15 protein-coding genes are annotated in these 13,422 nt (G+C 37.9%); all 15 read right to left on the reverse strand.

What is annotated here, in order from left to right:
* The 15 genes from topA to rpsP all read right to left on the reverse strand — a co-directional run bounded on the left by topA (window position 1) and on the right by rpsP (window position 13,282).
* Window positions 1-2,076, reverse strand: a complete 2,076-nt coding sequence (gene topA, locus BLE01S_RS08440; protein ID WP_066139706.1) for a type I DNA topoisomerase — start codon at window positions 2,074-2,076, stop codon at window positions 1-3.
* A gap of 221 nt (window positions 2,077-2,297) precedes the next feature.
* Window positions 2,298-3,176, reverse strand: a complete 879-nt coding sequence (dprA, locus tag BLE01S_RS08445; RefSeq protein WP_420812669.1) for a DNA-processing protein DprA — start codon at window positions 3,174-3,176, stop codon at window positions 2,298-2,300.
* 59 nt (window positions 3,177-3,235) lie between these two features.
* Window positions 3,236-4,138 (reverse strand): succinate--CoA ligase subunit alpha, encoded by a 903-nt coding sequence (gene sucD, locus BLE01S_RS08450; RefSeq protein WP_066139709.1) that lies wholly within the window; start codon window positions 4,136-4,138, stop codon window positions 3,236-3,238.
* Window positions 4,139-4,220: 82 nt separating this feature from the next.
* The gene (gene sucC / locus BLE01S_RS08455; RefSeq protein ID WP_066139712.1) at window positions 4,221-5,381 is read right to left on the reverse strand and encodes an ADP-forming succinate--CoA ligase subunit beta; all 1,161 of its coding nucleotides are present in this window, start codon (window positions 5,379-5,381) and stop codon (window positions 4,221-4,223) included.
* A gap of 96 nt (window positions 5,382-5,477) precedes the next feature.
* Window positions 5,478-5,768, reverse strand: coding sequence for an EscU/YscU/HrcU family type III secretion system export apparatus switch protein (locus tag BLE01S_RS08460; protein WP_066139715.1), 291 nt, complete (start codon window positions 5,766-5,768; stop codon window positions 5,478-5,480).
* Window positions 5,765-7,324: a TP0910 N-terminal domain-containing protein gene (locus BLE01S_RS08465; protein ID WP_066139718.1), complete on the reverse strand. Its 1,560-nt coding sequence runs from the start codon at window positions 7,322-7,324 to the stop codon at window positions 5,765-5,767. Before BLE01S_RS08465 ends, BLE01S_RS08460 begins: the two co-directional genes overlap by 4 nt.
* 18 nt (window positions 7,325-7,342) lie before the next feature.
* Window positions 7,343-8,113 carry a ribonuclease HII gene (rnhB, locus tag BLE01S_RS08470; RefSeq protein WP_066139721.1) on the reverse strand — a complete coding sequence of 257 codons (771 nt, stop codon included), beginning with the start codon at window positions 8,111-8,113 and terminating at the stop codon, window positions 7,343-7,345.
* A 322-nt stretch (window positions 8,114-8,435) separates the two neighbouring features.
* Window positions 8,436-9,293 carry a ribosome biogenesis GTPase YlqF gene (gene ylqF, locus BLE01S_RS08475; RefSeq protein ID WP_066139724.1) on the reverse strand — a complete coding sequence of 286 codons (858 nt, stop codon included), beginning with the start codon at window positions 9,291-9,293 and terminating at the stop codon, window positions 8,436-8,438.
* Between the two features lie 19 nt (window positions 9,294-9,312).
* On the reverse strand, window positions 9,313-9,855 hold the full coding sequence (gene lepB, locus BLE01S_RS08480) for a signal peptidase I (protein ID WP_066139727.1): 543 nt from the start codon (window positions 9,853-9,855) through the stop codon (window positions 9,313-9,315).
* A 331-nt stretch (window positions 9,856-10,186) separates the two neighbouring features.
* Window positions 10,187-10,531 carry a 50S ribosomal protein L19 gene (gene rplS, locus BLE01S_RS08485; protein WP_066139730.1) on the reverse strand — a complete coding sequence of 115 codons (345 nt, stop codon included), beginning with the start codon at window positions 10,529-10,531 and terminating at the stop codon, window positions 10,187-10,189.
* 155 nt (window positions 10,532-10,686) lie between these two features.
* Window positions 10,687-11,406, reverse strand: a complete 720-nt coding sequence (gene trmD / locus BLE01S_RS08490) for a tRNA (guanosine(37)-N1)-methyltransferase TrmD (RefSeq protein WP_145981948.1) — start codon at window positions 11,404-11,406, stop codon at window positions 10,687-10,689.
* Window positions 11,406-11,924, reverse strand: coding sequence for a ribosome maturation factor RimM (gene rimM, locus BLE01S_RS08495; RefSeq protein ID WP_066139737.1), 519 nt, complete (start codon window positions 11,922-11,924; stop codon window positions 11,406-11,408). Before rimM ends, trmD begins: the two co-directional genes overlap by 1 nt.
* A 5-nt stretch (window positions 11,925-11,929) precedes the next feature.
* Window positions 11,930-12,322, reverse strand: a complete 393-nt coding sequence (locus tag BLE01S_RS08500; protein ID WP_066139739.1) for a YlqD family protein — start codon at window positions 12,320-12,322, stop codon at window positions 11,930-11,932.
* A gap of 442 nt (window positions 12,323-12,764) precedes the next feature.
* On the reverse strand, window positions 12,765-12,998 hold the full coding sequence (locus BLE01S_RS08505) for a KH domain-containing protein (protein WP_066141058.1): 234 nt from the start codon (window positions 12,996-12,998) through the stop codon (window positions 12,765-12,767).
* Window positions 12,999-13,009: 11 nt separating this feature from the next.
* The gene (rpsP, locus tag BLE01S_RS08510; RefSeq protein ID WP_066139742.1) at window positions 13,010-13,282 is read right to left on the reverse strand and encodes a 30S ribosomal protein S16; all 273 of its coding nucleotides are present in this window, start codon (window positions 13,280-13,282) and stop codon (window positions 13,010-13,012) included.
* Window positions 13,283-13,422: the final 140 nt, after the last annotated feature.

Consider the following 13,422-nt stretch of genomic DNA (forward strand, 5'->3'; position numbering starts at 1 on the left):
TTACTGCTGAGACAACTCTTTATAATCACAACTCGTACATTGAACTTGAATTCCTTTTTTAAGTTTTTTCTCCACAAGTGTGCTACTACACTTAGGACACGGCCGTTCAATCGGCTTATCCCATGAAATAAATTCGCATTCTGGGTAGCGATCACAGCCATAAAAGATTCGTTTTTTCTTACTTTTCCGCTCAATAATTTCTCCTTGTTTACAAGTTGGACACTTTACTCCAATTTGTTTCACAATCGCTTTCGTATTTCTACATTCAGGGAAGTTGCTGCATGCCATGAATTTACCATAGCGACCCATTTTAATAATCATCGGATTACCACAAAGATCACAATCTTCTCCTGCGTACTCATCTTCAATTTCTACTTCGCGCATTTCAATCTCAGCTTTTTTTAAATTAACCTCGAATCCTTTATAAAATTCATCTATAATCGAAACCCACGCAATCTTTCCTTCTTCAATTTCATCTAGTTCACTTTCCATTTTTACTGTAAACTCGACGTTAATCACTTCCGGAAAAAATTCCATTATGAGCTCTAATACAATTTCACCAAGCTCTGTAGGTATGAAGCGTTTATTTTCTAACGCCACATAACCTCGTTTTTGAATCGTATCAAGTGTTGGGGCGTATGTCGATGGTCTTCCTATCCCAAGTTCTTCAAGGGTTTTAACAAGTCTAGCTTCCGTATACCTTGGAGGCGGCTGAGTGAAATGCTGTTTTGGACTGATTTTGTCAGCAATTACTTCGTCTCCTTCAACCAAATCCGGTAGAAAGTTTTCTTTTTCTTCTAATTGATCGTCGGAACCTTCTACATATACTTTCATAAAACCAGAAAATTTAACCTTTGACCCATTCGCTCGAAAAATTACTTCACCATTCTGTAAATCTACAGCCATCGTATCCATTACAGCGGGTGCCATTTGACTTGCAATAAATCTTTCCCAAATAAGCTTATATAATCTTAATTGGTCTCTACTTAAAAATGCCTTAACAGAGCTTGGTTCACGCAATGTGCTTGTAGGTCTCACAGCTTCATGCGCATCTTGGGTTTTTCCTTTTTTCTTCGCTTTTGGTTTATCGGATTTTAAATACTCACTGCCATATTTAGAGGAAATAAATTCTGCGGCTTCCTCTTGAGCTACCTCGGAAATTCTAGTAGAATCTGTACGCATATACGTAATCAAACCGACAGTACCTTCTTTACCTATGTCCATTCCTTCATAAAGCTGTTGAGCAAGCATCATTGTTTTTCTTGCCCGAAAGTTTAACTTCCTAGCCGCTTCCTGTTGTAAAGATGATGTAGTAAATGGTAGAGCTGGATTTCTTTTTCTTTCTTTTTTCACAACGGAGACAACTTTAAATACATCATCTGAAAGCTTATCCATTACTGAATTAACGTCCGCTTCCGAACTTAGCTTTGTTTTTTTTCCTTTTAAACCATAAAAACCGGCTTGAAAATCATTTTTGTCTTTTTTAAATTCTCCATCAATGGACCAATATTCCTCAGGTATAAAATTCTTTATTTCGTTTTCTCGATCGATTACTAATCGAAGCGCTACTGATTGTACACGGCCTGCACTCAAACCCTTCTTCACTTTCTTCCATAGTAATGGGCTAATATTGTAACCTACAAGCCTATCAAGAATACGTCTTGCTTGCTGTGCATCAACAAGGTCCATATTAATTGGCCTCGGATGTTTAAACGACTCTTTAATTGCATCTTTTGTAATTTCATTGAAAACTACTCGGCAATTAGAATGGATATCCACATCAAGACTATTTGCTAAATGCCATGCTATCGCTTCCCCTTCACGATCCGGGTCAGCTGCGAGAAAAATCTTTTTCGCTTTTTTAGCTGCAGTCCTTAATTCTTTCATTACTGGACCTTTGCCTCTGATTGTAATATATTTGGGTTCAAAGTTTTGTTCAACATCTACTCCCATTTGACTCTTTGGTAAATCACGCACATGGCCCATGGATGCCTTTACTTTATATTTTTTTCCTAAATAACGTTCTATTGTTTTTGCCTTAGCTGGCGATTCTACAATTACTAAGTAATCTGACATGCAAAAATCCTCCCTAGAGGTTAATAATAAATTCCATCTATAAATTAGAGTAAATACTATACGCCCATTTTATATTTGTCAATGAAGGATAAAATGTGACAGATGGAAATTCATTATATTCCAATTCTATATCTTTTGAAAATCTATCCTACAATAGAAGGAATTGCAAGCTTTTTAATTTTTATCATTACATTTTTAGTGGTTTATAGGGATAGAAACTTCTAATCTAGGTTTAGTTCTTCCAGAATATCTTGGCCACTAGCTACCAATTTAGCACCTTGTTGAATCAGGTGGTTTGTCCCAACAGAAAGCGGTTGATTGATTTGACCGGGTAAAGCAAATACCTCACGCCCAGCTTCCAATGCCTGGTCAGCAGTGATTAAAGAACCACTTCTGCTTTTAGCTTGTATAACAATAGTACCAAGCGTCATCCCACTAATAATTCTATTTCTCATTGGAAAATGCCATTTTTCCGGTCTCCATATTGGAGGATATTCTGATATTAATAAATGAGCATGCTGTATTTTATCTGCTAGTTGTTTGTTTTCACGAGGATAAATATGAAAAAATCCACCACCTAGTACAGCAATTGTTTTTCCGCCGTGCGCAATTGTACTTTCATGTGCTATTGTATCTGTTCCTTTTGCCAAACCGCTAACAATGACAAATTTTTTTTCGACTAGAGGTGGTAATAGTAGCTCAATCGCCTCTCTAGCATAATTATCAGCATCCCGAGCTCCTACGATTGCGATTGCTTTGTTTGATAATAAGGACCTGTCTCCTTTTGAGAATAAAACAAGTGGCGGATCATGAATTTCTCGTAGTAATTGAGGGTATTCCGGGTGATTATATGGGATGATCACAATATTTTCCTTCGCATAAAGTTCAAGTAACTTTTTCGTTTGGATAGCATGAAATTCACGGGAAAACTTTAGCATTTGGGAAGGAGTAAGCTGTAGATATCGTTGAAGATTGTTAAGTGAAGTGGAATACAAGTTTTTAAGGTCGGGGTCAAAACGTAATAGGTTTTTGATTGTTTTATTGCCGATTGACCGACAATGAATGAGGTGGAGCAATTTTTCTTGAAAAATAAGAATCACTTCCTTTTTTATTGGTAGTGAAATAACCCCTCATTTTGGAGGGGTTATCTCACTAATAATCAATGTGTTTTACATTTTTCATACAAGCCTTTTTCTTTCAATACTTCGATCAATGTTTCACCAATGACAGAAGGTGTTTCTGCAACTTTAATGCCACATTCATTCATGACACGCATTTTTTCATCCGCAGTACCTTTACCGCCAGAAATAATCGCTCCTGCATGGCCCATACGCTTCCCTGGAGGCGCTGTACGCCCGCCGATAAAGCCAACCACAGGTTTAGTCATATTAGCCTTCACCCATTCAGCTGCTTCTTCCTCGGCAGTCCCGCCAATTTCTCCGATCATAATGACCGCTTCTGTTTCCGGGTCTTCATTAAATGCTTTCAAAACATCTATAAAGTTTGTACCATTTACTGGATCTCCACCTATACCTACAGCTGTCGTTTGGCCAACTCCAGCTTGTGACAACTGATGTACTGCTTCATATGTCAATGTACCTGAACGAGAAACAACGCCAACATGGCCTTTTGTATGAATATAGCCTGGCATAATACCAATCTTACATTCATCCGGAGTGATAACTCCTGGACAGTTAGGGCCAACAAGACGAGTCTTCTTCCCTTCCATATAACGCTTCACATTGATCATGTCAATAACTGGGATATGCTCTGTAATACAAATAACTAGATCCAATTCTGCATCAACAGCTTCCATGATTGCATCTGCTGCAAATGGTGCTGGTACGTAGATAACAGAAGCATTTGCTCCCGTCTCTTTAACAGCGTCTTCCACAGTGTTAAAAACCGGAACACCCGCTGCTTCCGATCCGCCTTTTCCTGGTGTAACACCACCGACAATTTTCGTCCCATATTCAAGCATTTGCTCTGTATGGAAAAGAGCTGTTGAGCCGGTGATCCCTTGGACAATTACTTTTGTATCTTTATTTACAAAAACACTCATGATTTTCCCTGCCTTTCAAATTTCTGGCTACATCATATACAGACTGGGCATGGCCCGAATATATGAAAATATCTTTTATTTATTAACCTACTAATTCAACGATTTTTTGAGCTCCATCTGCCATAGATTCAGCTGCAATAATATTCAGTCCTGATTCATTCAAGATTTTTTTACCAAGGTCCACATTTGTTCCTTCTAATCTCACAACGAGTGGAACTTCAAGACTTACTTGTTTTGCCGCTTCTACTACCCCGGTAGCAATGATGTCACATTTCATGATTCCGCCAAAAATATTTACAAAAATACCTTTTACATTTTCATCAGAAAGAATAATCTTGAAAGCTTCTGTTACTTTTTCAGCAGTAGCACCGCCCCCAACATCGAGGAAGTTAGCGGGATCTCCACCATAGTGCTTAATGATATCCATTGTTGCCATCGCCAGACCAGCACCGTTTACCATACAGCCAATATTACCTTCAAGGGAAATATAGCTTAGATCATATTTAGAAGCCTCTATTTCCTTTGGATCCTCCTCATCAAGATCGCGGTACTCTAGAATATCCTTATGTTTAAATAAAGCGTTCGCATCAAAATTGAGTTTTGCATCTAGAGCGATTACATTGCCGTCACCAGTTACTACTAGAGGATTGATTTCTGCAATAGAACAATCTTTTTCCTCGAATGCTTTGTAAAGGCTTAACATAAACTTAGCAGCTTTCCCAACGAGTTCTTTCGGGATATTAATATTAAAGGCAACTCTCCTTGCCTGGAACCCCGTTAGACCTATTGCTGGATCCACTACTTCATAAAAAATCTTTTCTGGAGTTTGCTCTGCAACTTCCTCGATTTCTGTACCACCTTCTTCAGATGCCATCAAAACGATGCGATCTGTGGCACGGTCGACAACTAGTCCTACGTAATACTCTTTTTTAATATCGCAGCCTTCTTCAATAAGAAGACGCTTAACTTCTTTACCTTCAGGTCCTGTTTGCGGAGTTACTAATGTTTTACCTAGGATCTCTTCGGCATATGTACGTACTTCTTCTAAATTTTTTGCTACTTTTACCCCGCCGGCTTTTCCTCTTCCACCCGCATGGATTTGTGCTTTTACGACACTTACGTCGCTGCCTAGTTCTTTCGCCGCTTCAACAGCTTCTTCAACGGTAAAAGCAACTTTGCCTGCAGGTACAGTTACCCCATACTTTCTGAGGATTTCTTTACCTTGATACTCATGGATATTCATTTTACATCCTCCTGTCAAACTCTCAAAAAAATAGATTGCGCTTTAATTGTATTAAATGCAGGGAAAGATGTCCACCTTTATCGACCGAAACTGACATTAACTATTTTGGTTTCTATCTAGCCGATATACAAACGCGAACACTTCTGCGACAGCTTTATATAATTCTTCTGGAATTGTCTCATTCATATTTAATTGACTTAGTAATCCAACAAGTGTTGAATCCTGTTGAATAGGTATTTCATTTTCCTTTGCTTTTTCTAAAATATTTTCCGCTACTATTCCTTTCCCCTTCGCAATAACCATTGGTGCCTCTTGTGTGCCTTGTTGATATTTTAATGCAATAGCTTCTATTTTTGAATTGTCTATTTGAATTTTTTTATGTCTCATATGCGTATATCTACTCCTGTATATGAGTGTTGACTTTGATAATACCCTTTTTTAGTTGGTTGCTTTATATTCGTTTCCGGCTGTTTAAAATGAACAGCTGATAGTTGATATTTCATTTGTTCAAGTCCTGTTTTTAATGTAGGTACCAATGACTCTGCTATCGGCTTTATTCCCGGTGATTCATTTATAATATTCACTGTCACAACACGGTTTTGGACTTGCATTTCAACAACTGTTTCTTTTAAATGCTCTAGCTCTAAATAAAATATAATCCGGCAAAAGTCAGGATCAATTTGGCCATCTGATGTACGCTTCCCTTCCCATTGCATCGTTAGTTCAGTTTGATATTTACCCAACTGTATCGGGATCTCGTATAAAATTTGTTGGACAGGTCCATTTTCGAAAGAGAGCAATTGTTGACCGTTAAAACGCATTAATAACTGCTCAGCATTATCTCTTGATCCATTAACGGCTGTGCTACTTGTTTCTTGAACATATTTTACTAACAATGGTTTCAATGACTCTAGAATATCTCTGCTACGTTCTTGGAAAATCTCACCCTCGTAAAATAATCCTGTTCTTTGTAAGGACTGTTTTAATTGCTGTAATGCTGCCTCACCCTTATACTGTTTTTCAGCAGTGGCAACTAATTGTTGTATAGCCTCTTTTTCAGCAACAGATAATGATTGTACGAAGCTTTGCAACTCATTCGGAATTGGAGCAACTTCCGTACCTGATTGCATAAACTTTGCATATAAACCTAGTTTTTGAATAGCTAATTCAATTATTCTCTGGTCAATAGAACCGGAGGAAATATTTAATTTTTGTAAAAGTGATTGCATGATCATTTTTTGAGCGGGCGCAGATTGTTCTCCAGTCGCTTGCAATATCTCACGAAACAACTGATGCCCCCGTTGCGTGAGGCTTTCTTTTTGCCAGCTGTTTAGAAGAGTTAAAATCTCTTTTCCTGAGGAACTTATTTCACTCTCTGATGTTAAAGCTGTTTGCAATGATTGAATCAATTGATTTGTTGAAGATTCTTTACCTACCGTCATGAGTGATCTAAATACCTCTTCATTCATCGGCATTTGCTTTTCTTTCATAAGCTTTATCGTATTTAAAGCGCCATCTATATCGCCCGTTTGTTTTAAAAACTGGGAAGCACGCCTCATCTCTTCTTTGGAAAGTGGAATTTGCTCGTTCATTAAAAATCGAGCAAGTACTTGATTCTTTTTATCATCCGGAAGTGAAAGTTGCTTAAGCAAGACTTGTGTCCCGTTATCCTTAAGAACAGAATCAGTGCCAGATGTGAGAAGCTTGAGTCTAGTTTCTACTTCACCAGAGGTCACTTGCAGCCAATATCCATTTCCGCTAACTAACGGAACTTCAAGTTTAGCCATCATTTTATGGGCACCGACTTGAATTTCTGCATGCTGATTTGGAAAAAGTTTTTGGACAGTACCATAAAATATTTGTCCAGGTTTAAAACTTAATTGCCCGCTTATTTTCGTTTCATGATGTGACAGCATATTTCTTAGCACTGTTTGAATATCCAACTTCCCTTCACCTCCAGCCTATTTAATCAGTGATTTTATCGGTTCAAAACTTATGCGATGGATAGGACAAGGACCAAATGCTTGAATGGCTTCTATATGACTCTTTGTACCATATCCCATATGACTAGAAAAACCATATTCGGGGTATTGCTCATTGTATTTCTCCATTATTCGATCGCGCGTCACCTTTGCAATGATTGATGCTGCTGCAATAGATACACTAATTGCATCTCCTTTAATAAAGGTTTTTTCTGGATAAATGCTATTTAAAGTCATCGCATCGATAAATAACATATCGGGTTTTTTCGGTAAATTTTGAACTGCACTTAACATTGATTTTTTCGCAGCTTCATAAATATTTACCTGATCAATTTCTTCCGATTGAATAATTCCTACACCTACCGCAATTGCTTCTCGCATGATCGCCTCATATAACCTTGCTCTGTTTTTTTCGCTTACCTTTTTCGAATCATTCAGTCCTTCTATATAACTATCAGGGGTTAATATGACCGCTGCTGAAACGACTGGACCTGCTAGTGGTCCACGCCCTGCTTCATCTATTCCTGCAATCCACTCATATCCTTCTATTCGTGCTTCCCGTTCGTGTTCAGTCATGCGCACAAAGCGCTCCTTATCTTTTACTTGTGCACTTTTTTCTCGCTTCCACTTTTGTAAAAGTGACTGTGCACCTTTTCTCGAATCATTAGCAAGTTCTGTTAATAGCGGATCATTTTCATCTGTAATATTTGTTAACATTTCTTTAATTTCTTTAATGGCAATTGATCTCATGGTTCACTCCGTCTTTTACTATTATTATCGGTATCAAAATTGTGTTTTTAACACTAGCACGTGAGCTCTTCGTTCGTATTTCATTGTAGATCTTATATTAGTCACGCAGGAATACACGTATTCGATCTGCTTAGTAATGTGTACTTTATTTTATGAAAGCAACCAAAAGAGGGGCTGTCCAAGAAGTCGTAGTAATTGACTTTTTGGATACCCCTCCTTCTTTTATTATTTATACCGTTGATTTACATTGCAGTCTCTCGCTAACCTTAGGCGGTTCGGGGCCTCCACGCTCCATTTTTCTAGCAGGAGTCTAGCCCCCTCGTTAAACCGGATCTTTGTCAGGCAAATCAAAAGTGATTGTTCCAAATTTTTGCGTTCTCAAATCCTTAACAATGACATCCGCCGTTTTATCATAATCCGTATCGCCCCCTTGAGCAATACACCCTCTTTGAGATGCAATATGATCAAATAAATGATCAATATCATCAGGGATTTCTGATAGTTCGTATCGTTCCATCAGGCGATCTGGATAGTTTTCTTCGAGATAACGCAAACCAAATACAGCTATATCCTGCATATTTAATAAAGTATCTTTAATTGCTCCTGTTAAAGCAAGTTTATAACCCGTCTCAGGGTCTTCAAATTTAGGCCAGAGTATTCCTGGTGTATCAAGTAACTCCAGCTCTTTGCCTACCTTTATCCATTGCTGTGCACGTGTTACGCCCGGTGTATTACCCGTCTTTGCAATATTCTTTTTTGCCAACCGATTAATGAGTGTCGATTTTCCTACATTAGGTATGCCAATAATCATTGCTCGTACTGGTCGAGGCTTTAAACCTTTCGCTTTTTGACGTTCACGTTTTTCATGAAGAATTTCCTGTGCTGCCTTTACAATTTCCTTCATTCCATTTCCTGCTTGTGCATTAATAGCTAATGCTTTCAAACCTCTATCTTCATATGCTTCTATCCATTTCTTAGTTAACCTTTGATCTGCCATATCAGCTTTATTTAATAAAATGAGCCGTGGCTTTTGTTGGATTATATCTTGGAGCATTGGATTAGAGGAGGATATCGGAATTCGGGCATCCACAAGCTCAAAAATGATATCAACTAATTTTAGTTTTTCCGTTACTTCTCTGCGCGCTTTCGCCATATGTCCTGGAAACCATTGGATTGTCATAGATGTTCGCCCCCTTTAGCTACTTTACAACTCTAATATCTTTAACCGGCCAATATACTAAAGACGTATTTCCAATTACTTCATCGAGAGAAACGGTTCCGATATGTCGGCTGTCTTTACTGAATCGACGGTTATCACCCATTACAAAAACTTCACCCTCTGGCACCACTTCGCTTTCACCAGGCGTGTCTTGTAATGTGAAATCTTCGGTTAATGGGCCGTCTGCAATCTGTTTTTTATACGTATCTAAATAAGGCTCTTCATATGGCTCACCATTCACATATAGGATGTCATCCTTATATTCTATCTTATCACCTGGAAGTCCGATTACTCGTTTAATATAATCCTTTTGTTCAGGGGCATGAAAAACAATAATATCGAAGCGGTCCGGCTTACCTATTTTGTTTACAATCATCCGATCACCATTATGTAACGTAGGCATCATTGATAATCCATCTACCACTATTGGTGCAAATAGAAAATACCGTATAATTACAGCTAAACTAATTGCTATAAGAAGGGCTTTCGTCCACTCCCAAATTTCATTTTTTTCCTTTGCCATCTCTCCACCATCCAATCCCATACTAAAAAAACAACAACCATATTTATTTCATCTATGTATAAACTATTGTACCGGAAATACGTTATAAAAAAAACTTTGTAGAGGTTATTTTATAAAGAACAGCGGAAGGCGTCTGTTCGAGAAGGTTGACCCATGTTCTTGCGCCTTAGCAGCCTAGTGAGTTAAAGAAAGCCAAAATTTTAAATAAAGAATAAAAAATCTGGTATTTAAAATACATAAAAGGAGCTTGGTCAACAAGCTCCTTTTAAATAATGCCTTTTATAATCCAATCAACATTTATGCAAATACAATTGTATGCATTAAATAATTATTATCGGATTTCTTTGATACGAGCTGCTTTACCGCGTAATTTACGCAAGTAGTAAAGTTTCGCACGGCGAACTTTACCGCGACGCACCACATCTAGGTCTGCAATTCTTGGAGTGTGTACAGGGAATGTACGCTCAACCCCAACACCATAAGAGATTTTACGGACAGTGAAAGTTTCACTGATTCCGCCTCCGCGACGTTTGATTACTACACCTTCAAATAACTGGATCCGCTCACGTGTTCCCTCAACAACTTTAACATGAACGCGAACTGTATCACCAGCGCGAAAAGATGGTAGATCTGTGCGAAGCTGTTCTTTAGTAACTTCTTCAATAAGTTTGTGCATCGTATTCATCTCCTTCCAACCGACGCTCTTGCAAACAATCAACCTAATGCAGCGGAACACCGTTGTTTCAGACTGAAAATAGCCAAACTGGCCTCAGTCACAAAGGTAATAATAGCATATAGACGAGTTGATTGCAATTGTAATTTAAGAGAAAATCATTCATTAAGCCATTTCTTTTGTTGTTCTGTTATTGGATAGCTACTTAGTAGGTCGGGCCTTCTATTTTTTGTTCGAATGAGCGATTCTTTTTCCCGCCACTCCGCGATTTTACTATGATTACCAGATAATAATACATCAGGGACTTTCATTCCGCGAAAATCTGAAGGACGTGTATAATGTGGATGTTCTAATAAACCAGAAGAAAAAGAATCTAGTATCGGTGAGTTCTCATTACCTAAAACACCAGGCAATAACCGAACGACAGAATCAATGACCACCATGGCGCCAAGTTCGCCGCCTGTCATAACGTAATCACCTATCGATATTTCATCTGTCACAATATGTTCTCGTATTCGTTCATCATATCCCTCGTAATGCCCACAAATAAATACGAGGTGAGACTCTTTAGCAAGTTCTTCTGCCTTTTGCTGATTATACCGTTCGCCTTGAGGACATAAAAGAATGATACGAGGAGTTGTTTCATTTTCTGTTTTCAATTGTTCGACAGCATCAAAAATCGGCTGGGGCTTTAAAACCATTCCTGCTCCTCCGCCATATGGATAATCATCAACCGTTTTATGCTTGTTATCTGAGTAATCGCGGAAGTTTGTTATATGGTAAGATGCTGCTTCTTTTTCAGCTGCATTTTTTAAAATTGAAGAACCGAAGACACCTGTAAACATTTCAGGAAAGAGCGTCAATATATCTATTCTCATCATTCGATCAGACCCTCCATTAGCTTGATCGTGATTTTTTTATTTTCTATTGATATGTCCATCACAATTTCATCTATATAGGGAATCAATACATCTTTTCCATTTTCACGCGTAACCACCCATACGTCATTTGCCCCTGGTGTGAGTATTTCTTTTACGCTTCCAATGACTTCGTTATCCATTGTCACAACTTCACATCCAATGATTTCGTGAAAATAATATTCCCCTTTTGGTAAGTCACTTAATTGCTCTTCAGTTACCTTAAGGATACTATTCTTCCAATGAACAACATCATTTATATTCTCGTACCCCTCAAATTTAAGTAAATCGAAGTTTTTATGCACACGATGACTCTTAACCGTTAAAGGGATCGCCTCTTTTTTCCCAGGCATAAAGAGATGGAGTGAACTTTTAGGAGCATATCTTTCTTCCGCAAAATCAGTATTCGATATCACTCTTACCTCTCCATTTATCCCATGGGTATTTACAATCTTTCCAACATTAAACCATTCTGGCATCTCATTCACCTCTCTCTTATTTCTACGATGACTCCATCTTTAATGATGATCGTTTTTCCTTTAGTAATATCATCCCAATTGTCACCGATATTTATATCAACAATAGATTGTAGATCGTCATCTTTTAGTTCACTACCAAAAGGCAGTATTTCTAACTGTTCAATTTGAAAATCAATTAACTTTATTTTTTCTTTTCTTGTATCAATTTCTTTATCAAATTGAGCTTTCAAACTTGCTGCAGAGTATTTTCGAGTTTTTTCTAATTTTTTCAGTTCAAACAATAGCTGATCGCACTCTTTCTGCAATTGCGCTTTGTTATTATGATATTTATTAACTAAAAGTTCCTTACTCTTTTCTGTTAACACTCTTTTTACTGTTACATTTTGGAGAATTTGCATCTTTTCATCCTCCGTCTCAGTTTTATTATATAGGCCCTATTCGTATACATCTTTGTTATTTAACAACACAGCCAGAATACAATTTGCGTGTCTTAGCTGATCCATGAACCTCTCAGCCCACCCAACAGAATTTGGCGTCAATCTTCGTTTCTTCACTCCTGTGACGTAGATCGCTTTTTCTACGGCCCTTCCGAACCTCGCTACATGGCTCACGTTATCCACTGTTCGTCCAGGAGCTACACGTATTCTACTGCTCGGTAGTTAGTTTCATTTCAAAAATAATAAACTTTTTAGCAGGCAGTCATTATGTATTAAATAAAGCAGACGGCAACAGATGTGGATGCTGTACGTAAAGTTAGACGTAGAACTCCGTATTGAATGTTCCCTCGAACTTAGTGCTTATTAATTTTTTATAGCAAAAAAGGGAGGTGTTTCCGCCTCCCTATTCGTCGATTTCCATGTAGACCTTCTTATGTTGTTGTGATCCGGCTGCTGCATAAACAACTGTTCTAATTGCTTTTGCAACACGTCCATGTCTTCCTATCACCTTACCGACATCCTTTGGATTTACAGAAAGGTGATAAGTGATGCGTTGTTCTTCCTCTTTCACATGCACCCGAACATCATCGGGATAATCAACAATTGGCTCAACAATCGACAAAATTAAATTTTGCATGCGTTTCACAATTACTTGCTATTCTTAGCATTATGGAATTTTTCCATGATACCTTGTTTTGAGAACAAGTTACGTACTGTATCAGATGGTTTAGCTCCATCTTGCATCCATTTAATAGCTGTTTCCTCATTGATTTTTACTAATGCAGGTTGTGCAACCGGATTATATGTTCCGATCTCTTCAATAATTCTTCCGTCACGAGGTGAACGTGAATCTGCAACCACAATACGATAGAATGGAGCTTTCTTTGCTCCAATACGCTTTAAGCGAATTTTAACTGCCATTTTTAATAGCACCTCCGAATAGTTTCACACAAGATATTATGATACCAAATATGTGTTTTGTTTGTAAAGTGTTTTCTCTTAACATGTTAAAAAAATTAAACTCGTATGATCTGAATCACATCGATTTCACCACTGAAAAG

It is taken from the genome of Lederbergia lenta NBRC 16444 (genome assembly GCF_001591545.1).
GTDB lineage: Bacteria > Bacillota > Bacilli > Bacillales > Bacillaceae_C > Lederbergia > Lederbergia lenta.

Excerpts from the sequence above, each read along its gene's own strand:
- topA (WP_066139706.1), bottom strand. The coding sequence starts at position 2,076 with ATGTCAGATTACTTAGTAATTGTAGAATCGCCAGCTAAGGCAAAAACA.
- sucD (WP_066139709.1), bottom strand. The coding sequence starts at position 4,138 with ATGAGTGTTTTTGTAAATAAAGATACAAAAGTAATTGTCCAAGGGATC.
- sucC (WP_066139712.1), bottom strand. The coding sequence starts at position 5,381 with ATGAATATCCATGAGTATCAAGGTAAAGAAATCCTCAGAAAGTATGGG.
- BLE01S_RS08460 (WP_066139715.1), bottom strand. The coding sequence starts at position 5,768 with ATGAGACATAAAAAAATTCAAATAGACAATTCAAAAATAGAAGCTATT.
- rnhB (WP_066139721.1), bottom strand. The coding sequence starts at position 8,113 with ATGAGATCAATTGCCATTAAAGAAATTAAAGAAATGTTAACAAATATT.
- ylqF (WP_066139724.1), bottom strand. The coding sequence starts at position 9,293 with ATGACAATCCAATGGTTTCCAGGACATATGGCGAAAGCGCGCAGAGAA.
- lepB (WP_066139727.1), bottom strand. The coding sequence starts at position 9,855 with ATGGCAAAGGAAAAAAATGAAATTTGGGAGTGGACGAAAGCCCTTCTT.
- rplS (WP_066139730.1), bottom strand. The coding sequence starts at position 10,531 with ATGCACAAACTTATTGAAGAAGTTACTAAAGAACAGCTTCGCACAGAT.
- trmD (WP_145981948.1), bottom strand. The coding sequence starts at position 11,406 with ATGAGAATAGATATATTGACGCTCTTTCCTGAAATGTTTACAGGTGTC.
- rimM (WP_066139737.1), bottom strand. The coding sequence starts at position 11,924 with ATGCCAGAATGGTTTAATGTTGGAAAGATTGTAAATACCCATGGGATA.
- BLE01S_RS08500 (WP_066139739.1), bottom strand. The coding sequence starts at position 12,322 with ATGCAAATTCTCCAAAATGTAACAGTAAAAAGAGTGTTAACAGAAAAG.
- BLE01S_RS08505 (WP_066141058.1), bottom strand. The coding sequence starts at position 12,998 with ATGCAAAATTTAATTTTGTCGATTGTTGAGCCAATTGTTGATTATCCC.
- rpsP (WP_066139742.1), bottom strand. The coding sequence starts at position 13,282 with ATGGCAGTTAAAATTCGCTTAAAGCGTATTGGAGCAAAGAAAGCTCCA.